The 24014-nt window shown below is 49.6% G+C and carries 12 protein-coding genes; 3 read left to right on the top strand and 9 right to left on the bottom strand.

What is annotated here, in order from left to right; all coding sequences use genetic code 11:
• Window positions 1-9: 9 nt before the first annotated feature.
• The 3 genes from ACJMM9_RS10570 to ACJMM9_RS10560 form a co-directional block, all read right to left on the bottom strand.
• A complete protein-coding gene (locus ACJMM9_RS10570; RefSeq protein WP_405326576.1) occupies window positions 10-2610 on the bottom strand; it encodes a carbohydrate-binding protein in 2601 nt (866 codons plus the stop codon).
• A gap of 256 nt (window positions 2611-2866) precedes the next feature.
• A complete protein-coding gene (locus tag ACJMM9_RS10565) occupies window positions 2867-4762 on the bottom strand; it encodes a carbohydrate-binding protein (RefSeq protein ID WP_405326573.1) in 1896 nt (631 codons plus the stop codon).
• Between the two features lie 177 nt (window positions 4763-4939).
• On the bottom strand, window positions 4940-6433 hold the full coding sequence (locus ACJMM9_RS10560; protein ID WP_405326571.1) for a carbohydrate binding domain-containing protein: 1494 nt from the start codon (window positions 6431-6433) through the stop codon (window positions 4940-4942).
• 285 nt (window positions 6434-6718) lie between these two features.
• On the opposite strand from ACJMM9_RS10560, the gene ACJMM9_RS10555 reads away from it, so the two are divergent.
• Together ACJMM9_RS10555 and ACJMM9_RS10550 are read left to right on the top strand one after the other, a co-directional pair.
• Entirely contained in the window at window positions 6719-7231 is a 513-nt protein-coding gene (locus tag ACJMM9_RS10555) for a hypothetical protein (RefSeq protein ID WP_405326568.1), read from the top strand.
• Window positions 7228-8334, top strand: coding sequence for a ParA family protein (locus ACJMM9_RS10550; RefSeq protein WP_405326565.1), 1107 nt, complete (start codon window positions 7228-7230; stop codon window positions 8332-8334). The genes ACJMM9_RS10555 and ACJMM9_RS10550 overlap by 4 nt, the downstream gene beginning before the upstream one ends.
• Before the next feature lie 391 nt (window positions 8335-8725).
• Here the strand turns inward: ACJMM9_RS10550 and ACJMM9_RS10545 are convergent, their stop codons facing one another.
• Window positions 8726-11062, bottom strand: a complete 2337-nt coding sequence (locus tag ACJMM9_RS10545) for a family 43 glycosylhydrolase (RefSeq protein ID WP_405326562.1) — start codon at window positions 11060-11062, stop codon at window positions 8726-8728.
• 298 nt (window positions 11063-11360) lie between these two features.
• Between ACJMM9_RS10545 and ACJMM9_RS10540 the strand changes: the two genes are divergently transcribed.
• Entirely contained in the window at window positions 11361-12854 is a 1494-nt protein-coding gene (locus ACJMM9_RS10540) for a feruloyl esterase (protein ID WP_405326560.1), read from the top strand.
• Window positions 12855-13085: 231 nt separating this feature from the next.
• Here the strand turns inward: ACJMM9_RS10540 and ACJMM9_RS10535 are convergent, their stop codons facing one another.
• From ACJMM9_RS10535 to ACJMM9_RS10515, 5 genes are all read right to left on the bottom strand, one after another.
• Entirely contained in the window at window positions 13086-14747 is a 1662-nt protein-coding gene (locus tag ACJMM9_RS10535; RefSeq protein ID WP_405326557.1) for a sialate O-acetylesterase, read from the bottom strand.
• A gap of 273 nt (window positions 14748-15020) precedes the next feature.
• Window positions 15021-16619 (bottom strand): sialate O-acetylesterase, encoded by a 1599-nt coding sequence (locus ACJMM9_RS10530; protein ID WP_405326554.1) that lies wholly within the window; start codon window positions 16617-16619, stop codon window positions 15021-15023.
• A gap of 86 nt (window positions 16620-16705) precedes the next feature.
• Complete coding sequence (locus ACJMM9_RS10525; protein ID WP_405326552.1) at window positions 16706-18781, bottom strand: carbohydrate-binding protein; 2076 nt, start codon at window positions 18779-18781, stop codon at window positions 16706-16708.
• A gap of 462 nt (window positions 18782-19243) precedes the next feature.
• On the bottom strand, window positions 19244-21439 hold the full coding sequence (locus ACJMM9_RS10520; protein ID WP_405326548.1) for a carbohydrate-binding protein: 2196 nt from the start codon (window positions 21437-21439) through the stop codon (window positions 19244-19246).
• Window positions 21440-21587: 148 nt separating this feature from the next.
• On the bottom strand, window positions 21588-23810 hold the full coding sequence (locus tag ACJMM9_RS10515) for a carbohydrate-binding protein (RefSeq protein ID WP_405326545.1): 2223 nt from the start codon (window positions 23808-23810) through the stop codon (window positions 21588-21590).
• Window positions 23811-24014 lie beyond the last annotated feature (204 nt).

Genomic DNA, 24014 nt, shown 5'->3' with positions numbered 1-24014 from the left:
TTCACCAAATTATTTTACCTGAATCATCTTGCCAAAAGCCTTGTTCACGCTCTGAACAAAGTAGACACCGGACTTGAAGTTCTTCGCATGCATAGCCTGCATCACAGAGCTTGTCGTCGGTACACCCATCACGTGAATGCGGCCCAAATGCTGACCACGGATATCAAACACGTTCAGCGTAGAGCTGCGAGAAATATCCATGTTCAATCCGTAACGGACACTCGGCTTGATCGAAATGATTTCTTCCTTAGTCTTACCGAACTTGATCCAGTCAATGTTCAGGTAAGCGCCCGTAATTGCCACGCGAAGCACATGTTCACCAGCTTCGAGAGCAGCCGTCTTACCTTCCACAGTACCGTAAGTATTCCAGTCTTCGCCCTTCGGGGCAACAATCGTATCGCTGATAGCCTTGCCATCCATGAAGAGCTGGAAGCTAGAGCCTTCGAGACCAGAAGCAACGTTAGCGAGGAACACGTATTCACCAGCGGCAGTCACCTTCAAGGTGTATTCCATCCATTCGCCAGCCTGCGTGTAACCCACAGCGTAGCCCTTCGACTTGTCGGTAGAATCAATCAGAGTGATGTCCACGCCATCTTCGCGGTAAACGCCGCCTTCGTTCACAAAATCCTTGTCGTTGAAGGAAACGCTCTGGCCACCTTCATCGTAATTTTCCATTTCGATGGTGCCCGGAATCGTCATGTTGTCAACAAACGGAGCCTGCGGAACCACGTTGGAGAAATCCGGAAGCGGGATTGTAGCAATACGATCCCCGATGTTCTTGAATTCGCCCTGAAGGCCTGCAGCTTCGGCAACAGAAGCGATGAAACCATTATTGTTCTTTTCGGTAAATTCACCCGGAGCGTTACGGCCAACGCCGCTCGGTGCGTTCTTGTAAGAGTTGTTTTCGACAGCAAAGCCGCTAGAACCTTCATCGAGATAAATCGGGAGAACCCAGTAGTCAGACCATTCCGATGCGGCGTAATCATGGAGGTAGTTTTCCTTGATTTCGCTACCCGTACCCTGGTTGCTCAAAGTGTAAATCGGACCGGAGTCGCAGAGCAAACGGGAGATGTGGTGGATGTTGTTCTTGTTGATCTTGTTATTCGTCATGGCCGTCTGCTGCTTGGTCCAGCCATAGCCCACAGAGATACCAGAATAGTTTGTATAGGACACTTCGTTATTTTCGATCACGACATAGCGCGGATAGCCAGCGGCAATGCCCACAGCACCCTGATGTTCGTTGGTGACGTTGGTGATGAGGTTATAGCGGAGCGTATCGCGTGTGCTGATTTCATCCTTGTCGGTCGGATTGTACGGAATGTGGATTTCGGTCAAGGAGTCCTGAGAGAACTTGCCGAGCATAATGCCGTTTGCACCGATTTCGTAGAAGACGCTACCTTCGACAACGTCGTCGTTCGTTCCAGAAACCATGTCAAGACCGGTTGCAGCCATCTGCGTGAAGGTGCAGTTCTTGATCTTCATGTGGTGAGCATTCTCGATGCGGAAACCTGCATCCGGACGCCAGAGGAGGAACTTGTTAGAGCCAAGGCGGCCATTTTCTGCAATCACTTCGATGTTGAACATGCCTGCCTGCAAATCGAGGAAACCTTCTTCGCTCGGGCGCAGATAGTTTGTATGAGCAAAGGTGATGTCTTCGAAAGACATGTAACCAACTTTATTCTTAGTATCCTTACCGAGAATGCTGAAAAGCGTGTTGATGCGCGGTGCAACGACGTTTGCCGTGCCCATAGATTCGCCTTCACGGGCCTTGTAGTAAAGCGTGTTGGTCGATTCGTCGAGGTACCATTCCCCCGGCTGGTCGATAAATTCGTATGCGTTTTCGAGGTAGTAGACCTGCTGCTTCGGCGGGTTGCTCATGAATGCGGTACCGAGCATCGGGTACTTGCGGCGGAAAAGCTTGCTTCTTTCAGGATCCTGCGGTTCGAACTTGAAGGTATTGCCCTGCTGCGAGATCTTGTCAAGACGCAAGATGCTTTCGGCCCAGGCGATCATCAAATGGATTTCGACTTTCTTCGGATTCTTCCAGTCCGTAGACTTGACATCGCTGCTGTTCAGAAGGAATGCAGAACCCGTAGAGTCCACCTTGTTCAAGCGGAAGAAGTTGTGGTCGCCATTGTCCTTGAGGTTCGGCATACGGGCGCGAATAGCCTTCTTGCCGTTCACGTAGAGCTGGCGGAAACGGGCTTCGACGCCTTCGACCTTCCAGATGTTATTCTTTTCATCGTGAATGGTCCAGCCAGACATCGGGATACCGCCAGTGACAAGCGGCATTTCGTTAGGATATGCTTTATAACGCACGTAATGGCCATCCTTACCGCCATCGGCTTCGGTGAAGTTGACCGTTCCCGGAAGCTGGTAGGTACCGCCACGGAGAATGACGGAAATATCGCCCGTCATGGTGCCGTTGACAGCGCGCACAGCCTTCTGTGCCTGCGTAATCGTCTTGAACGGGGCCTCTTCGGTACCCTTATTGGAATCGCTACCATTGGGAGCGACATAGAACGTAGCTTGATCAGCTGCAGTAGCAACAGTTGCACCCAAGAAGAGCGCGGAAACTGCGGCAAGGTGACTAAATGTTTTGAAGCTCATACCTAACCTCACTTTTAAAACCAAACATAGTTTGCCCTAACAACACTCTAAAATTATTCTTGAAATGCTTATTTTTTTATGGTTCTGAGGAAGATATTGTGGACTGTTTATCCATGGACAGTAAGAAGCGGTTACTAGTCATTGGTCAGTAGTCATTGGTTATTGTTTTTCCACCTTCGATGTCAGAAAGGCTGTGATAAAAAGCACAAAATGCCTCGCGAGAGTGCGAAGCATTTTGAATGCGTGAGGAGAGATTTTACCTAGCGACGTTCACGCGGTGGATCTGGTTTCCCTTGACGGAGCGCATCATGTACGTGCCACGTGCGTAGCCCGCATTTTCGAGAGCCTGAGCCATGCCAGCACCGTTCAAGTCCACGCGGCCAAGGTGCTTACCCGTAGCACTGAATACGTTGTATGAATTCTCAGATTCAAACGACGTGAGACGAGTCTTTGCAAGTCCAACCGTTCCATCGGTAAACTCAATCCAGTCGATGTCCATCCAGTCGCCGGTCACTGTAAAGCGCAAAATGTGTTCGCCTTCGGTCAGGCTCACTTTGGCTTCAACTGTGTTGTAGTCATCGTAATTGTCTTCGCCGGAGCTTGCCTGCGGAACGGCAATTTCTTCGGTAATGTCCTTGCCGTCCATGGAAAGCTTGAAGCTCGAAGTGCTGTTTGCAGAAGCCACGGAAGCGCTCATCGTGTAAGTTCCCGTCTTGGCAACGTTCACGGTGTATTCGAGCCATTCGCCAGCCTGGTTGTAACCAACGATAATGCCAGAAGCCTTTTCGTACAAGTCAACGCCAGTACCCGGACGGTAGTCGCTATCGCCATGGTTTTCGGAATCATTTTCGTTGTAGCTAGTGTTGCCCTGACCCACGCCAGTAATATCGAAATCTTCCATTTCAATTTTACCCGGAATAGCGAGAGCTTTATCCTTGAACGGCTTACGAGGAACCGGCTTGACCACCAAACGGAGCAGTGCAGAACCGTGAGCCGGAAGTTCTATAGAAACGTGGGAAACCGGTCCCAAGTCCTTCTTTTTCCAGGCATCGCGGACTTCAACTTCGCCTTCCACGCCAATGTCTGCAAAGTTGCATTCAACGGTCTGGGTAGAAGAGTTGTTATTGAGGAGAGCCACGGCGATGTCGCCATTTTTCAAGGGCTTAGTCCAAACCTGCTTGCCGTTCTTATCGGAGATGCGGTGGCCCTGAACACCCAAAGAGTCCTGGTTAATGGCAATCATGTCCTTGTTCAGGTAAAGTTCCTTGGTCTCGTTGCTCATCTTGCGGACGTCAGAGCTGATCATGATGGGAGCGGCCATAATAGACCACATCGTCATCTGGGAGCGCTGTTCTTCGTAAGAGAGGCCGTTGTTGCCCACTTCGAGCATGTCCGGGTCATTCCAGTGGCCAGGCTTTGCAATCTGCCAATACTTGTTGTTTGCATCGATAATTTCATAGACGCCGCGATACCAGGACTGCGAAATCCATGCGGGGCCGATATCGAAAGTGGTACGCCAGAGGTTTGCAATCTTAGGCATCCAGTCCTTGTATTCCCACATGCAAATACTGAACACGATGTCGCGTCCGGAATTGCGGAGTGCATTGGACATTTTGGTGTAATCTTTTTCTTGAGTCGTCGGATCAGAGTCGCAGTTATCGTACTTCCAGTAGTCCACGCCCCATTCAGCTAACTTCTTGGCATCCTGTTCTTCGTGACCATTGGAGCCGCTTTCGCTCTGCCAGTTGCTGTTGTAATGGTGGCAGGTACGTTTACCGCGGTCGCCGTAAAGACCGAACTTGAGGCCCTTCTTATGCACGTAATCGGCAATGGCCTTCATGCCGCTCGGGAAAGTCTTCGGGTTGTTCTGGAGGTTACCCTGAGCATCGCGCTTGGTATCCATCCAGTTGTCGTCTAGGTTAAGGAACACGTAGCCTGCATCCCTCAAGCCGGATTCGACCATTGCATCGGCAATTTCCTGAATCTGTTTTTCATTGATGTTTTCGTGGAACACGTTCCAGCTGTTCCATCCCAGCGGTGGCGTAAGCACCAAAGTGTCGGCACTCGCAAAAGCCTGCGATACCAAACCCGCCAAAGTCAAAGTTGCCAACACTCCAAGCTTGCAACCGCATTTTTTCTTCAAACCAAACATAAGCACTCCTGTTTCCAAGGTTTTATTATCCCCAAACTAAATATATCCCCCGAAAAAGCAAAAATTTCAAGGATTTACACATGTTCCTTTGACATTTTATCCACGATGGATAAGAAAAAAAAGAGCGCCCCCTTTTCAGGGGACTGCTCTTGGAGAGAGAACGAAACTTTTAGCCTTTTACCGGTCCACCGGCATCATGAACGAGCGCGTTTTGCTGCGCAAGATGTAGACGCCCTTGCCAAAACCGGCGTTTTTCATCGTCTTTTGCATGTTCGGCACGTCATTTTCGATGATTTCGACAAATCCAAGGCGCTTGCCCGTGAGGCTATAGACGTTATACTTGCCAGCAGCCATCTTAAAGCGGAGAGAAGGAGCCAGCGCAATTGTTCCCGGATCGGGTTCCGCAATTTTCTTGAGCGTAACATTATCGAGCGAAAGCGTACCTGTCGATGCGCCCGCATTGAAACTCAAGCGGGAATCCTTGTCAGTCGCGGCGGTCATCTGGAACTGGAACGAATACTTTTTGGATTCCGTGCCGAGTTCGAAATTCGCCTTTTCGGTGAGGTAGCTTGCCCACGGATCCGTGTGCTGTTCCACGTTCACTTCGAGTGTGCGGGAGGCGCCAGCGCTTGCTTCAAAACTAACTTCGTACCATTGACCTTTTTCAAGGTGCAAGTCGTGCTGGATAAGCTGCACCTGATAATTCTGGTCGCCAACAGCGGTGATGTTGAAATTGTACTTGCCGTTCTTTACATCGCCTGTTGCGGCGGCGCTGCCGTGAATCTGCAAAGTCCAGGCGACATCGGTTGAATCAAAGCCGCCATTGAAAATGCTATCGCGGTCGGTCGGGACTTCAATCGGCGGCGTAAGCGTGGAGCCATCCAGCGAGTAATTCTTGACGAAATTCCAGATTTCGACGCTCGTGTTGACGCTAGCTTCGTCCATGGAATACCAGTGGCCCTTGCCTGCAATCGTAAGCAAGCGGACTTCGACATTATCGTTACAACCGCTCCAGACTTCGAGCGAAGCAGCAGAACCCGACTTATTTGCAGGATACGGCTTTGTGACCTTTGAATTCGAAGAGCACTTCTGCGCAGAGACCCAGCCCTTGAGGGTATTCACGGTGCTGTTGTAATTTACCACGTCATCGGTGGTGCCGTGCGTATGCATAATCGGCATCGCGCGCTTAGGCGAATTCACTCCACCGCCACCAGAAACCGGGGCAATGGCCGCAATCTGGTCGCCCATCTTGTTTGCCACATGGTAGCTCATCATGCCGCCCATCGAGAATCCCGAAACGTAGACGCGATTCTTGTCGATGCCGTACTTGTTGTACATTTCGTTGATGATGGCCTTGATGAAATTGAGGTCCTTATCGCCAGAAATGTCCCAAGCCTTATTTTGACCGTTCGGGAACACAACCACAAAGCGAGCGGTATCGGCAATCGGTTCCCACTTGGCAGCGTTCTGCTGGTACGGGGCATCCTGATTCATGCCGTGCATCTGGATAATGAGCGGGCGGCCCTTTTCAATGTTTCTCGGTGCGTACACATTCATGGTACGGTTCGTGCCGTTCACATTAATGTTGTCTGCAAATGAAAAAGTGGTGAGACTCGCCAATACGGCAAGAGAAAGGGCGCAATGCGCCTTCTTAAAAATTTTACCAAACATACCTCTTACTCCTTGGGACACAAGGCCCAATTGTATGACTATAAGATATATTCGGGAAGGGGTAAGAGTCAGCGCGGAGCGTTATTTTTCGTTGCGATTTGTCAAGGGGAGGGGGGGGGAGGCAGAACAAAAAAAAAACTAAAGTTTTACATTTTCAATATTGGTCTATTTTATCAAATAAAATAAATACCAACACTTTTATTTCCAGCATTAAAAATCAATACAAAATTATTTAATTCATACAAACAGCCTACAACAAAATAAAACTGCTATATTTGGCCACAAATGGGAAAACATATGTCAAGGTATCAAAATCTTCATTTTGCAAAATCATGGTTTGAAATACTTTTAAAGCTTATTTGTTGGGCTATTTCTTTAATAGTCATTTACAAATTCCAACCATCAAAGGTTGCTTCAGAAATAGCAATAGATACGACTCTCTATGACAAGCCCTCAGCCGTATCCATGTTTATTTTCGCTTTATCTTGTGGTTGCGATTTTTTGATCACAATTTTAAATAAAAATAAAGGATGGGCAAGACTTATTCATATTTTACTACTGGCAGCCATAGTTTATGTCGGCATTTATTGTTTCGGAATGATCACCGATCATATTCAAGGAACATATTTCGTTTATAATTATATTGTTTTCATTGCCATAGGCATATTAATGTTTTTGGACATACCTTACATTGAACTTGAACCGGAAACCTGTGATGGAAAAAATGGAAAAAACTGGGGACATACATCACAACGTCAATCTTCATTCAAGCGATCTCTCAAAGGATACAGGAAATGACAAAAAAAATAGCTATATTAAGTGGGAAAGGTGGTTGTGGTAAGACATCACTAAGTTTAAGCATTGCAAATCTTTTATCAGATTGCAAAATCAAGACTTTAATTATAGATTGTGATTTAAGTACTAATGGCGCCACATATTTTTTTGAGAATTTTCTCGACACCAATAAAGCATATTGTTCTGTACAGAATCTAATTAAAGACGCTTTTTCTGAAGAAAAAAACAATGAAGTAATTTCAATTAACCAATATTTCGATTTTATACCATCTGTTTCAAAAATAGATGGAGATCTTATCGAATACGTTGATACATTATTCTTTTCTAGCGAAATTTTTGATCATTTAATAAATAATTATGATGTTGTAATTTTTGATTGCCAAGCTGGCTATTCTGAAATATTAAAAGACATTTTAGGGGGAACAAACGAAACATTGTTCGTTATGGAAGCAGATGCAATTAGTTCCGCATCAATTAGATCCCTTTATCTCAAAATAGGCAATTTAATCAACAACCGCAAATCATATCAAATTTTTAACAAAGTCACAAATGAGGAATACGAGATTTACAATAAAATATCAGGCGGAACATTTTTTACAAACATTGAATCAGTCTTATTTGATTGGACAATAAGAAAAGCTTTCGCTTTATCTCAAATTCCATCTTTAGATAAAGCAAGCGTACGTTTTAACGAACAGCTTTTAAATATTTGTAGGGTTTTATTCCCAGAAAAGGAATATATTGACAAGCTTAATACATTTTCAAAAAAAATAATTTCAAAAAAAATACAAGACGAGAAATCACAATTAACCGAAAAAATAAATACACTTTATGATTTCAACAAAAAGAAAAAAAACAAAACACTAACATTAATCGCTTTATTCTATACAGGAATAGCCGTCTTACTATCTAGCACATTTATATTAGACAAACCCAAATCCTTATTCGGATCAAATATATCTCTATTAATTATGATATTTACCGGAGCTTGCTGTATTTCGCTTTTGTTTAATATAATAAGAGATTTATCAAAGAGCAAGATCGATGTAATAAGCTATAAAAAAAGGCTCTCTGAACTGGAGAAAGAAGAAAAAAATTACAAATAGAATTGAATAAAGATTAATTCTACATATTTAAACAATTTATCATTTATCGCAGCCACAGACATTTCTGTCAAGTGGCTTTTTTCATAATTGAAACAATCTCAAATTAATTCTAAGAACAGTATCATCCTATAAAATACAATATAATCAAGACTAACGAGGGAAATCTCAGCACAATGCTGAGCAACTCATCCTGACCTCGGGGGTGTTTACAGAACACGAAAGCGGCTTGGATATACCCGCAGGAAAGCAAGCTTTCCGCGGGAGCATCCAAGCCTTGGGGGTGTTTTAAGAACACAAAAACGACCAGGAAATGGATGTCCGTAAGCTTCGCTTCCGACATCCGCTTCCTGGTCTTGGGGGTGTTTGAGGAACTATGAATTAATATGAAGATTTACTTTGTTACGGAGAGGCGGTGGGTGGTGCCGGTGGTGAATGACTTGACGACGTAAACGCCGCTTTCCTTCACGAGGCTGTTCACCTTGCTGCGCACATCGAAGTTGCTGGATGCATTGACGCGGCCGACAAACTTACCGTTCAGGCCATAGACGCCATAAGTCTGTACGCCCTGCACATTATAGCGAACGCCCTTTGTGATGCCTATCGTCTCTTCTGGATCCTTAGCATTCGCGCCCTTCACGAACGTAAAGTAGTCGATATCAAGCCAAGAACCAACAACCGTAAAGCGGAGCACATGTTCGCCCGCAGGGAGCGTCACATTGGCTTTTACCTTATTGTATTCATCGTAATTATCTTCGCCAGAACTTGCCGCCGGCACAGAGAGTTCTTCAGTAATGTCCTTGCCATCTATGGAGAGCTTGAAGCTAGAGGTAGAACCTGCTGCAGCGACCGCTGCAAACATGGTGTACTCGCCCGCTTCCTTCACGTCCACGGTGTATTCGAGCCAGTCACCTTCGCTGTTGTAGCCCACAATGACGCCGGTTGCCTTCTTGTAAAGGTCTACGCCAGTACCCTTGCGGTAGTCGCTATCGCCATGGTTTTCAGAATCGCCGTCATAGTACGAGGAACCATCCTTGCCCTTGCCCGGCACGTCGAAGTTTTCGGCTTCAATCTTGCCCGGAATTGCATTTGCAGGGCAGTTTTCGCCTGCGGCACAGAACGGTGTCTGCGGAACAGGTTCAGAGCCAGCGCCATCAAGATAAATTTCATCATTCACATCGGTACCGACCTTGAACCAGTCGAAGTCGGCATAGCCGCCAGCGGTCTTGGTTGCAAAGTTGAAGAGGCCCCAACGTACACCCACAAACATGTGGAGATCGTAATTGAGTTTCACGTCGCTACCAATCTTTGTCCAAGTCTCGCCATCGGTGCTGTAGTAGAAGTATGCAGTACCGCGGTCAATCGGCAGGTCAAAATCAATTCGCAGATAAACCTTGGAACCCGAAATCGACTTGCTTTCCTTCTGGCTTTCACCGTTCTTGTTTCCAGTGTACATCACCACCTTGTAGCTGCCGCTTTCCTTAGCCAGAGCCACAAAGCCCTTGTCATCTTGCAAAGCGACAAGACCTGCAAAGTCACCATCCTTCATGCCGGTGCCATCGACAAGCGTACGGCCAGAGCACTTGGGACCAAAGGAGCGCTGGGTCAAAGTATTCTTTGCGTTCACCACGCGAGAATCGGTGCGGCTCGTGGTAATGCGGTAGAAGCCCGGATTTGCAGACAAGCTCCAGTTCTTGTTATCGGGGTTATGGTTGAACTGCCATTCGAGAGCTAGTTCGCTAGATTCAAAATCATCGCTGGTCACCATGCCATAGCCTGGGAGCGGGGATTCCGGCAAGTCAATCGTCGAAGGAGCCTTAGATCCGCTCGTCGGAACCGGCCAACCGTCCTTCCATTCCATCGGGACCAAGTGCGACATACGGCCAACCGGGCCGGAATCGCGGAACAAGAGGGCATACCACTTGCCATCCGGAGTATCGAAAATACCGCCCTGGGCAACACCGTTATCAGAAAGGAAATACCTTCCGCTAAATCCAGAAAGCAAGCTCTTGGAACGGTAAACTATTTCGCTACGGCTCTTGCCTGCCGGCCAAGAAATCGTAAACAAGTAGTATTCGCCGTTCACCTTTTCCATGTGCGAGCCTTCTTGCTGCACGTAGTAGTTAGAAGTTCCAGTTACCTGGTTCACACTCACGCCGCCAAGCTTGCCGCTCTTGCCACCGGCCTTCACGCCAGAAGCATCGTCATTCAGCTGCACATAGCTGATCTGGTCGCCACTGCCATAGAACACCCAGACCGTGCCGTCATCATCGAAGAACAAAGAGGGGTCATGATAGAACGGGAGCTGAACTTCGGACCACGGGCCATTTTCAACGTCGGCGGTCTTATAGAGGTGAGTCTTGTTAGTCGTATAAGACGGCGTCAAAACGTAGAAGAAACCCTTGTGGTAGCGGATGCTCGATGCCCAGGAGCCCTTACCGTAGGCGTCCTTGCCGCCATTCAAGTTCATGTTATCGTTATTGGTGAGGGTCTGGTAAGCATAACCCACCGTACGCCACTGCGCAAGGTCTGTGCTCTTGAAAACCGGCACACCCGGGGCAAAATGCATGGTCGTCGTGACCATATAATAGGCATCGTCAACGCGGACAATCGAGGGGTCCGGGCTATCGACGTACATAATCGGGTTGCTGACCGATACTGCAACGCTATTTACAACGGCAAAGCCCGCGACAACGGCGGCTGCTTTCGCCATTTTACTAAACAATCCCATAATCACTCCTTTTCCAACCTAACTGGACAAGTCTAACAATCTTAATCTACCCCATTTACATGGTTTTTACCCGCTATTGCGCACCCTTTTCATGGATTTTTTATCAATAGCGCGCCCTTTTGTAAAAATTCCTTTTCGCAATTTTCACAACGCTTTGTTTTTTTTCAAAAAGCAATTTTGACAAAATAAAGCCTCCCCCATCTATATTTTGGATAGGTCTAGCGAATATCATGGGGGATTTGGTTGGACCGGGTGGATGAATAGAGTTTGGAATGTTTAACTATAAAAAGGAGTCGCTATGACCATGTTCAAATCCATGGCATTCGCAGGAACAGTAGCAGCGCTCAGCTCTCTGTCTTTCGCTTGGAGCATCAACGGTACCGTGTCCACAAAGGCAGGACAACCGCTTGAAGGCGTAAAAATCAATTCCTTCAACTACGCAAATGTTGAAACGACCTCTGCCGCAGACGGCAAATTCAGCCTCGTCTACGACGAAGTGGGCTTGCAAGTCGTGCAGTCCGTCAAGGCTTCCGTCCAGTTCAACTACAACGTCATTACCATTTCGGGCATCAAAGCCCAGACCCTTACCGTTTCTGTCATGGACGCTCTTGGCAAGGTCGCCTTCTCCAAGACGCAGCACAATGTCAACGGTTCGGTCAGCCTTGATCTGAACAAGACAACGGCCAAGGGTGCTAAGTTCCTCCGCATCAACGCAGACGGAAACCGCGGCACCTACCAGCTCGGCAAGACTGTAACACTCCTCAAGGAAGGCGATCCGCTGCCGACCATCATGTTCGCCAAGGAAGGCTACAACAACCTCTCCTACACGATGAAGAGCTTCACTGAAGAAAACGTCCAGATTACGATGGAAAAGGCTTCTAGCAATCCGACATCCAGCAGCCAGATCGCTGCATCCAGCTCTTCTGCAAAGCCAGTTCCTTCCAGCTCTTCCGTTGCCTCTTCTAGCAGCGCGACTGCAGAAATCATTATCAACTGCGCCGGCAAGACTTACCAGTCTGGCGACCACAAGATGTCCGTGAACGTCGATGGCAAGAACCGTACATTCATCATGCACGTGCCGAGCGCCTACAAGGGCGACAAGCCGGTACCTCTCGTTGTGGACTACCACCCGATCGGCGGTTCTGGTCAGGGCCAGCTCCAGGGAACAACATACAAGTCCCTCACAGACCCTGAAGGCGTTATCTCCCTCTATCCGGACGGCACCACCAAGACGATGGGCCCGGGTTGGAACGTCGGTCCGTGCTGTTCCAACGACGATGATATCAAGTTCTCTCGCGAAATGATCAAGGCCGTCGAAGAAAAGGTCTGCATCGACAAGCAGCGCGTCTATGCAACAGGCTTCTCAATGGGTGGCGGTATGAGCAACCATGTGGCATGCTTCATGTCTGACATCTACGCCGCAGTCGCTCCGGCCGCTATGGACTTGAACAAGACCAACAGCGCCCAGTGCAATCCTGAACGTCCGATTTCCGTCATCAACTTCCGCGGTACAGCCGACAACGTCTGCCGTTACCAGGGTGGCGATAGCGGATTCAACGACGGTTTGAACTTCCTCGGCGCCGAAGGCACCTTCCAATTCTGGGCTCAAAAGAACGGCTGCACAGGCTCTCCGTCCAAGAACAAAGATGGTTGCGACGAATACTCCAACTGCAAGGACGGCGTGAAGGTCGTGCTCTGCACCAAGCAGGGCGGCGGTCACGAACAAGGCAATGGCAAGGTCGGCTGGCCGTTCCTCAAGCAGTTCACGCTTCCGGCAAGCTTCGTGAAGTAATGAATTTGATTTCATAATTCATCCTATATACACCAAAATCGCTCCGAGTCCATCGGAGCGATTTTTTATGGCCGTTCCATACAAAAAGAGTTCCGGCATTCGCCGGAACCCTTAATAGGAGTCACACTAAATTTTTCGTGTATTTAAACTACAAATTATCCATACACGAGACCAAGCGCTACAGCTACGACAAAGAAAAAAGCTATTTGCTTTACGACGGCCAACTCGCTTTTATTCATGAATCACCACCTTCTTAGTAAGAGGTTTATCCCCGTTCTTGCGTATGAAGAACACGCCCTTGGCCTGCTTGCGCAACTTTGCGTTTTCCTTCACCAGATTCACGGCATGTTCCATACCCTTTGCCGTAAACGAGCCTAGCTTAATGCCTTGCATATCAAACAGGCTAAAATTACTTTCGGTTTCAGTCGTGCTGAAGCGGACACTGTTGATTCCGATAGGCGGCTGGGCGCTTATTTCCTTGAATTCAACGTAGTCGATATCAATCCAGTCATTCGTGATTTCGAGCTTGAGTTCATGTTCGCCCTTGGTGAGCGTAGCCTTGCCACCGCTTACCGTCGTGAAGTTGTCAAAGCCCTTGCCTTCGTTTGCAATTTCCGTACCGATCCGCTTATCATCCATGTAAAGGACAAAGCTGCCTGTACCGTTGTCGCCAGCGACGTTGGCAGAAATTTCGTAATCGCCATCAGCAGCGACATTCACGGTGTACTTGAGCCATTCTGTCGCCTGACAGTGACCGACGACAATGCCCATGTTAGGCTGGTAAATGTCAACATCGTTTTTACGAAGCTTACCGCCCTCGTTGCCCTTGCTCAGGTCCATATAAGCCTTGTCGGCGCCGCCCTTATTGTAGTTTTCAGCCTGCACCTTGCCCGGAATGGCAATGGCTTCGGTGTACGGGCCATATTCCTCTGGCGGTTCGTCGGACACTGTAGACTTGCTTGGATCCACCAAGTCAACAGCCGGAGCATCCGGGTCGATAGTCTTATCGATAAGCTTGAGCATTTCATGGACATAACGGCGACCAAGCTCAATCACGCCTTCACGGCCAAAGTGATAAGGGTCCTTGCCGTTTCCCTTGAGGCCCTTGGAAGAAGCGAGACCGAACTTCTTGAAGTTATTCTTGAGTTCGGCGATGCCACCGTTCTTGCTTCCGCAGCAGTTATTGCCTTCCTGGAGGAGTTCGCCAGCCACAAACGGGACTTCGTTTTCGTCCAGGCCAAGAGCGTCAATCACGTCCTTGTAAGTCTTGTAAACCGTCTTGCGCCAGTTGGCATCGGTGCCGTCACTTTCGCCCTGATGGAAAATGAAGCCCTTGATGACGCCGACCTCCTTAGCCTTCTTAGCAAGCTCCAGAATGCGTCCCGGAGGGTTGCCATCGTAATCGTTGATCCAGCCCCAGCCCTTGATATCCTTGCCATCGCCATTGAAATACGCCTGATACTGGTCCTTGTCAAAAGCACGGATACTTACAGCACCGATCGCCACCGGAATGATACCCACAGTCACGCCCGGCAGGGAATCCACCATCGCGCGGCCAAAGTAGTCTGCCGGGGAGAGGTTTTCGAACGCATGGAACATCGGCGGGATTGCAGCGGCCCATTCACCAGCCTTAATCGACTGCGTGGTCTTGCCGCTACGCTGGCTAGCATTAGCCGTATGCGAGGCTAGCATAATAAAATTCTTCGGGGCTTCGGCCTGGTCTTCAGCCGGGACGATATCGCCGTTACCCGCCATATTGGACTGCCCGTAAGCAATGTAGATATGAAAGTTCGGGTTCGGAGCTGCATTAGCACTTGATAAACCAAACACAGAAAGCCCCGCAGCAAAGCCTGCGAGCGCCATGAACTTTTTAAAATTTCTTTCCACTCTCATGTGATATTCCTTTTTTCCACATTTCACCAATTATAAATTACCCTAAAATCGCAAAAAACGCGCGTTTGTAAGCTCCATATATTATGGACGTTTTGTCAATGGGAGGGGGGGGGTGGGTAATTAGGAATTAGGAGTTAGGAGTTAAAGCAAAAAGTCCGCAGAGGCGGACTTTTCCAAGCAGTTTTCGACACTTTAACCTAGCCGTACACAAGCCCTAGAGCAACAGCGACGACAAAGAAGAAAGCAATTTGTTTTACGACTTTCAACTCATTCTTATTCATAGACGACCACCTTCTTGCTCATGAGCTTCGCGCCATCCTTACGGACGAAGAACACGCCCTGAGCCTGCTTGCGGAGCTTGGCATCCGTCTTGACGAGGTTCATAGCATCGGCCATTCCCCTTGCGGTAAACGTCCCGAGCTTTTTGCCCTGCATGCTATACACGCTAAAGCTGCTTTCGGCTTCCGTCATGTCGAGACGGATTTTTGAAAGACCGATCGTTTCCTTAGCATCGGTAAACTGGATCCAGTCTAGATTCACGTAGTTGGCCGTGATTTCAAGCTTGAGCACATGCTTTCCGGCACTGAGCTTGACGCCTTCCTTGACGGTAATCGTCTTGTAGGTATCCCAGGAATTATCGGCTGTCTGCGGCACGGAAACTTCATCCGTAATCGCCTTGTCATCGATGTAGAGCTTGAATGCAGAAGTGGAATTGCCAGCGGCAACACTAGCTTCGATATTGTATTCGCTTTCAGCCTTCACATCGACCGTGTATTCAAGCCACTCGCCAGCCTGCGTGTAGCCAAGAGCAATGCCATCGCCCGCCTTGTACAGGTCTACGCCCGTATCCTTGCGGTAATCGCTATCGCCGTGGTTTTCGGAATCCTGGTCGCTATAGGAATCGTTAGAAGTACCATCTTCGTTACGGCCCTTGCCCGGCTTGTCAAAGTTTTCGACTTCAACCTTGCCTGGAATTTCAATAGCCTTGCCACTGAACGGTTCCTGCGGTTCCGGGTCCACCGGAGCTACGTTCACAAGCTTCAGCATTTCCTGGGCGTAACGGAGGCCCATGCCGCGGTAGCCTTCCACGGTAAAGTGGAGGCCGTCACCCTTAGAGCCATAGCCCTTGGAGCTTGCCACGCCAAAGTTTGCGATGTACTTGGAGAGTCCGCGAACGCGGCTGCTAAAGCCAGCGCAAGAACCACCATCGACCATCTCACCGGCGACAAACGGAGTCTCTTCGGCATTCAGACCAAGCTGCTTGAGCATGTACTCGTAAGTCTTCTTGACAATCTGTTCCCAGTTGCTCATGCCACCATCGGTTTCACCCTGATGGAAGATGATGCCCTTGATGACGCCCTTTTCCTGAGCCTTCTTCGCAACTTCGATGATACGGCCCATGGCATTGCCATCGTCACCGTAAGCCTTGGCACCATTTTTCAGCCAGCTTTCGGCAGAATTGAGGTAATTCTTGTAGTCGTCCGGGTCAAACAGGCGAATGCTCGTGCCGCCCTGAGCGACCGGGATAATGCCGATGGTCACATCCGGGAGAGAGTCCGCCATGTGGCGGCCAAACCAGTCGGCCACAGAAAGGCCTTCACCGCACTTGAACATCGGCGGCACAGCCGGGTAAACTTCGCCCACCGTCGGGCGCCCAAGACTCGGGCAAGATGTCGTTGCAAACATCTTGACGCGCGGATGCTCCTTCTTGTCCACATCCGTGAAATTCCTGGCGTTACCTTCCATGTTCGACTGCCCGTAGGCAATGTAAATATGGAAGTTCGGGTCCGGTGCCGCACTAGCACCCGTCACAGCAAACATGAAAAGTCCAGCAGCAACACCTGCAACGCCAATCAGCTTTTTAAAACTCATTTCCACACTCATTTTTATCTCCTTTTTACAAACTCTTAAAAAAAACGGGAGCCAATTGCTCGACTCCCGCTTCTAGGAATATGAAATTATTTTGCCACCGAGATGCGGTAAGACTTTGCACCCTTCAGAGACTTCACGAAGTACATGCCGTTCTGGCGCACCACGCTCTTGGTCATGCGCTGGACATCGGCCTTAGTCACAGCCTCGAACTTGCCCACGAGTACGCCGTTCACATCAAAGACACTGTAAATTTCAGCTTCGGTCTGCATGTGGAAATTGGCACCGCGCAAACCGATTGTCGATTCGTCCGGATCTGTAGCGTTCTTGCCCTTTGCAAAGTTGAAGTAGTCGATATCGAACCAGGAACCGGTCACCGTCATGCGGAGGATATGTTCGCCCGCCGGGAGTGTTACATTGGCCTTGACCTTGACAAATTCATCAAAGCTCGTTCCCGAGAGAGCAACATTTTCAACAAGTTCTTCACCATCCAGGGAGAGCGAGAAGCTGGACGTCGAATTTTCCGTAGCAACGGCGGCAAACATGGTATAGTCGCCCGCTTCCTTCACGTTCACGGAGTATTCAAGCCATTCGCCTTCCTGGTTGTAGCCAACCACATAGCCTGTAGCCTTCTTGTAAATGTCAACACCTGTACCTTCGCGGTAGTTTGTTTCGCCGTGATCGTCGGAATCGCTTTCGTTATAGGACTTGTTACCCTTGCCCGTACCCGGAACGTCAAAGTTTTCGGCTTCGATCTTGCCCGGAATTTCAGCAACCTTGCCGCCAAAAGGTTCACGAGGAACAGGGTCTGCCGGAGTGCCAACGCCCACGAGCGTCACAATGCAGTCCTTAAAATCCGAGCTACCCGCATCCATGTTGATAGTCACGGAGCCGTTCTTAACTTCAACTTCGCCCTCGTACTTGGCATTTTTTGCCTGGCTCGTCGTGTACACATGGAACGACTGGACATCGGCGCCCTGCACCTTGACCGTCACGCTCTTGGAATTTTTGAAATCGCGGTTCACGAGCACAACGATAACGCTATCGCCGTCTTTGCTCTTGTAGGCACTTGCAAAAACTTCTTTCTCGGGATTTGCCGTAGCGCCCACGCGGATTGCTCCCGGGCGGACAAAGCGGGCAAACTGGCTCAGCACATAGCCGCGCTTCGAAACCTTGCCGATTTCGTTCTGCGGAATCTGAATCTTGTTGCCAAAGTCCTTTTCCATGATCAAGCCATAGCAACGACGGATGTACCACCAGGTATACTGATTGAAGTTGCCCACGACCATGGCACGATGAATTTCGTAGCCCACATCCATGGCGTTCACGGTATCTCGCTTGTTCTGGTTCGCCTGGTCACCCGTGTTGCGAATCGTACGCCAATCGTTACCGCTTCCCTGGCTTTCGGTATAGTGTTCCGTCATCCAGCGTTCCACATTCTTCTGGTCAGCAAGAGCATACTGGAAGAAATTGTCCCCAGTCCTTCGGTCACTTGCGTAGAAGTGCGCACCGAGAATGTCCCAGTTCTTGAGAGCGTTAGCATCGTTCAAAACTTTGTTGTAAAGATTCTTGTCGTAACGGAAGGATTCCGTAGAAATCACCTTGGCGCCGTTTTTGCGCATCTTGTCGGCATAGCCCTTGGTGAAGTTGTAGATTTCATCGGCACTCCAGCAAGCCCATTCACCGCACCAGTCCGGTTCGTTACTGATGGAGATGGCGTACAGGGGAACGCCCTGATTTTTCATATAATCGTTAAAGCTGTTCAGGTGGTCCACATACTTCTGGTAGTTCGAAGATGCCATGTGCTGGTTTGCACCTGCATACGGAGATGTCCACGGAGTGGCGTACAAGATAAAGTCATCGCCAGCAACAGCCTTTGCATACTTTGCAGCGTTCACTTCCTTGTTGAAATCACTGGAATTGGCATATACCGGAATACGAAGCGTATTGAGGCCGATCTGGCCATCGCCTGTACCAAAAGCAAGCTTGGCATCCGCTTCGGAAAGTCCTCCACCGCCCTGCCACTGGTTATGCACCATGCCGCCAAAGCCGCGAATAACCTGGTGTTCTTCAGTCACGTCAACATTGACAGTCGAAGCAAACGATGGAATTGCCAAAGCCAAACCAAACGAGGCAATTTTCAGGACATCACCCATACACTTCATAAATATCTCCCATAGTTATCCCATGCATTTTGCATGAGGGTACATTCTAAATTTATACCCCGGCGCAAAAAACCGCCCGAAACGCAGAAAATTTTCCATTGACACTTTGGTAATGCGTAGGTCGAGCGATGCAAAAGCACAAAACACCTCGGGACGTTCATCCCGAGGTGTAATGGCACCATTCAGCGCCATTAGGGTGTGTGGTTTAGGAGGATCTTTTGGGGAATTTTTGGGAAATCGCTAAAGCAATTCACTTTAAGCGCTCATGCAACATCCCATAATACCCTTTGCAAAACTGCAAAACTTTCCACCTAAGAATTTAGGTTTACTTCCACCCAAAAACGCACTTTCCCAAATTTTTATCATTGACATTTTGGTAACGAGACACAACGAAAAAAGAGAAGCCCGCGAGCTTCTCTTTTTTGTCACACCCGCGAAAGCGGGCATCTCCCTCATAGGGAATTATCTTGCGACAGAAGTCATGAAGGTCTTGTGACCGTCAACGCTCTTGAGCATGTAAACGCCCTTGGTAAAGCCTGCACTCTGGAGAGCTTCGCCCACTTTCTTTCCGGCGAGGTCCACAGTGCCCATGAGCTTGCCGCTCACGCCATACACGCGGTAGACGCGAGAAGCATTCGCCTGGAACTTCACAGAGGGCTTTATGCCAACCTTTTCCACATCGCCGAAGGAGAACCAGTCCACGTTCACGTTGTTGCCCGTGATGACGAGACGGATAATGTGTTCGCCCTTGGTGAGCTTGGCCTTGCCGCCATCAAATTCCTTATAGACGCTCCAGTCTTCGCCCGTCTGCGGAACCTTGATGGTATCGCCAACAGCCTTACCGTCAACCAGGAAGCAGAAACTTGTGCCGTTTTCGTTGCCGGTAGAAGCAGAAGCCTTGATTTCATAATCGCCATCTTCCGGGACCACAACGGAGTATTCAAGCCATTCGCCAGAAGCCGTGTAGCCAATTGCCTTGCCCGTACCGCCAAGCACAATGTCCACGCCCAGATCTGCACGGAACTCGGCATCGCCCTGGTTTTCGGAATCGGCGTCGCTGTAGGAATCGACATCGCCACCGCGGCCAACGCCCGGAATATCAAAGTGTTCCGCTTCAATCTTTGCCGGGAGCGTCACAGCCTTTTCGCCATACGGCTTTTGTGGTTCGGGAGGAGTCGTGCCACTGCCTTCAAAGCCCCAAGCCTTGATCGCCATCGTAGAATCCTTGGAACCCTTGAACACGAAAAACAGCTGTTCGACAATGCCCTTGAGACCTTCGACTTCGCAAGAGTTATCGGCGAAAGTATTCTTGCTGCCGGTATTCTTGAGAGAGCAAGTGCCTGCAAGCGTTCCCGTTGCAGAGCCCGTGCGGACTTCAATCTTGTTGCCGTCATCCGTGCTTGCAGCCTGAACCGTCAAGCCCGTTGCCGCCGTGCCAAAGTCCACGCCCGAGACGCGGATCCAGGATTCCTTCGTGGAAAGCGGGAGCAAGAGGTGTTCAGCAACCTTGCCCGGTGCCCAGTTCGAACGGCTGCGGATGCCCTTCTGCTTGGAACTCGTGAGTGCCGGATACCAATCATACGGATCGAAGTTTTCAATCTGCTTCGGACCTTCCTTCGTGAAGGTCAGTTCCTTCATCGTGCCGTCGGAATTGTAAGTAAATTCATCGACCGAAACGCTACGGTGGTATGCCGGGTTCGGATTTGCCTTGCCGTCTTCAGCCGGAATCTTTTCAAGACCGTCATAGCCGTTTGCAATGCGGCGGTCATGGTAAGCCACGTACCAGTGGCCCTTGAATTCAGCAATGCCATGATGGTTGTTGTTATTGGCGTTGATGTTCTGGCCATTAATGCTCGGGTTACCCATGAAGATACCCTTGTATTCGTAAGGGCCCATCGGGTTCTTGGACATGCCGTAGGCAATGCGCAAGTCAGCCGTACTGTAAGAGAGATAGTAATTATCCTTGTACTTATGGATGTAAGAAGCTTCCATCGCTTTGGGACCGCCGATTTTCAGCTGGGTCTTGGAACTCACATCGAAGCCCTTCATATCCTTATTGAACTTGTAAATATTGAAGATATTATTGTTGTTATTGGCTGCCGGGCGGCTACTGCTTTCGCCACCACCGAACGTAAAGTAGCCAGTTCCATCTTCATCGAAGAAGATTGCCGGGTCAAAGCACCAGCCAATGCCATCGCAGTCCGCAAGGCCGCCACCCCAGTTGTTGATGAGCTTCTTGTTGCCAGAGACCGGGTTTGTCCACGGGCCTGCAATGCTATCAGCTCCGATGAGGCCAATGCCGCCACCACCGCCATCCGGGAACACAATGTAAAGCCTATGGTCATTCGGATTCACCGCAATACCGGAAGCCCAGATATCGCCAATGCCATCAACCTTACGTGCATCGTAAATGATACCGAAGTCGGTCCAGTTCTTCATATCCTTGGTGCGGAAACCGTAAAGAGCCTTGATATCATAGCCGTTGGCGTTTGCCACAGCCGGGTCGTCCGAGTCCGTAATGACGTAAAAATAAGTGCCATCCGAAGCTGCACCCGGGTCGGCCAAGTAATGGTAAGCCGAAATCGGGTTATCGGCGAGCGCGCCCACACCAAAACCGGCGAGCAAGCCTGTCATCGTTAAACGTTTCAGTAATCTCATTGTTCACTCCTTGGGATCGACCAAACACACCGCCATCCCGTTTTTTTATAAAACTATCCACAAACAAGCAAAAAGACCCACGGAAAACCGCAGGTCTCATGGACAAAAAGTCAATAGTTTTAGACGAGAGTGTAGAGACGAGAGAGGCTTAACGAGTCGTTCTTACTCTTGCTACCGCGCCGTTGTGACGGTTGCGGATGATGCAAACGCCCTGTACACTCTTGGACATGGCATTATCGCGCCAGAGTTTCTTCGCTTCGTGAATGTGGCGAGCCGTGAAGCTCGTGATCTTCTTGCCGGTCAAATCGAACACGTCGAATGTGGCGACAGAAGATGCACCCAGCTGAAGCCCCTTACGGAGAGCAATCGGTTCATCATCCGGGTCCTTGGCATTCTTGCCTGCGGCAAAGGTCATGTAGTCGATATCGAACCAGTCGCCCGTAATGGTGAAGCGGAGCACATGTTCACCGGCAGGGAGCGTCACGTTAGCCTTGACCTTGACAAAGTCATCCCAGCTGTCACCTGCAACCGGAACTTCAGCAATGGACTTGTCGTCAATGGAAAGCGTAAAGCTTGCCGTCGAATTGTCCGTCGCCACAGAAGCAAACATCGTGTAGTCGCCCGCTTCCTTGACATTCACGGTATATTCGAGCCATTCGCCGGACTGGTTGTAGCCCACGACATAGCCCGTGGCCTTCTTGTAAATGTCCACGCCCGTGCCTTCGCGGTAGCTCTTGCCACCTTCTTCGACGCCATGGTCTTCGGAATCGTTTTCGCTGTAGGACTTGATTTCGCTACCGCGGCCAGAACCCGGAATGTCGAAGTCTTCCATTTCAATCTTGCCCGGAATTTCCCAAGCCTTGCCGCTAAACGGCTTCTGCGGTTCCGGCGGAGTCGTGCCGCTGCCTTCGAAGCCCCAAGCCTTGACGGCCATGGTAGAGTCCTGAGAACCCTTGAACACAAGGAACAACTGCTTTACGACGCCCGAGAGGCCTTCGACATCGCACTTGTTTTCGGCAAAAACGCTCTTGTTGCCGGTATTCTTGAGCGTACAAGTACCTGCGAGCGTACCCGTCGCAGAACCCGAGCGGATTTCAATCTTGTTGCCATCGGCAGCGCTTGCGGCTTCAACCGTAAAGCCCGTCGCACCAGCGCCAAAATCCACGCCCGAAACACGGAGCCAGGCTTCCTTAGAAGAAAGCGGGAGCAACACATGATCGGCAGCCTTGCCCTGCACAAAGTTCGAACGGCTACGGATGCCCTTCTGCTTGGAACTCGTGAGAGCCGGATACCAATCGTACGGGTCAAAGTTTTCAATCTGCGCCGGACCTTCATCCGTCACCGTAACGGTCTTAATCGTTCCATCAGAATTGTAGAACATTTCGTCTACAGAAACGCTGCGGTGGTAACCTTCGTTCGGTTTTGCCTTGCCGTCATCAGCCGGGATAATTTCCAAGCCGTTGTGGCCCTTCGCGATACGGCGATCATGATAGACAACGTAAGAATGGCCCTTAAATTCGGCAATACCATGGTGGTTGTTGTTGCCGTTGATGCTACGGCCGTTCATGCTCGGGTCACCGAGAATCGTGCCCTTCCAGGTGTACGGTCCCATGACGTTGCTCGAAATACCGTAGTCAATCGTCGGAGCGCCCTGCTGCCAGCCAGTACTGTAAGAGAAGTAATAAGTTCCCTTGTGCTTGTGGATGTAAGAAGCTTCAAGCATCTTGCGGGTCGGCAAGTTGTTCACCTTCACGTGAGAACCGTTGCCCACCGGAGCATCCTTCGCATCGTTCAACTTGACAATGTCAAAGTTATCCGTATTCGGACGGCTATTGCTTTCGCCGCCGCCCCACGTCACGTAAGTCGTGCCGTCGTCATCAATAAAGATACCCGGGTCAAAGCACCAAGAAACGCCATCGCAACCGATGATGCCGCGACCACCGACAAGCTTATCCTTGCCCTGGCCCACAGCGTTTGTCCAAGGACCTTCAATCGCAGGCGCCTTGATGTAGCCAATGCCGCCGCCACCGCCATCCGGGAACACGATATAGAACGTGCCGTTGTGGACAGCAATGCCAGAAGCCCAAATGTCGTTAATGCCATTTACTTTGCGGGCATCGTAAATAATGCCGTAGTCAGTCCAGTTCTGCATATCCCTACTGCGGAATGCATAAAGGGCGTAAATCTTGTAGCCATCGGAATTGTACGGAGCCGGGTCGTCAGAGTCCGTGATGATGTAGAAGTAATCATCGTCAGCGGCTGCACCCGGGTCAGCCAAGTAGTGGTAAGTAGAAATCGGGTTGTCAGCGAGAGCGCTTACTCCAAAGCCCGCCATCAATCCAAACATCGTTGCTTTTTTAAGCAGATTCATGAACACTCCTTAGGATCGACCATACACCGTCAACCCATCTGAATCTAAAACTAAGTCCGAATCGCAAGAAAAGAACGCGGCGGTCAACAAGCTTCATGGACAAAAAGTCAATGGGTAGGCTTCACTCGGTCATGAGCGCCTGCAAGCAGTCGCCCGCGACTCTCGTTTTGCACGCTACTGCGAAGAAAAAAAACTTGGCCGACG

It is taken from the genome of Fibrobacter sp. (assembly GCF_045112255.1).
Taxonomy (GTDB): domain Bacteria; phylum Fibrobacterota; class Fibrobacteria; order Fibrobacterales; family Fibrobacteraceae; genus Fibrobacter.
This window is presented reverse-complemented; position numbering and strand designations above follow the sequence as displayed.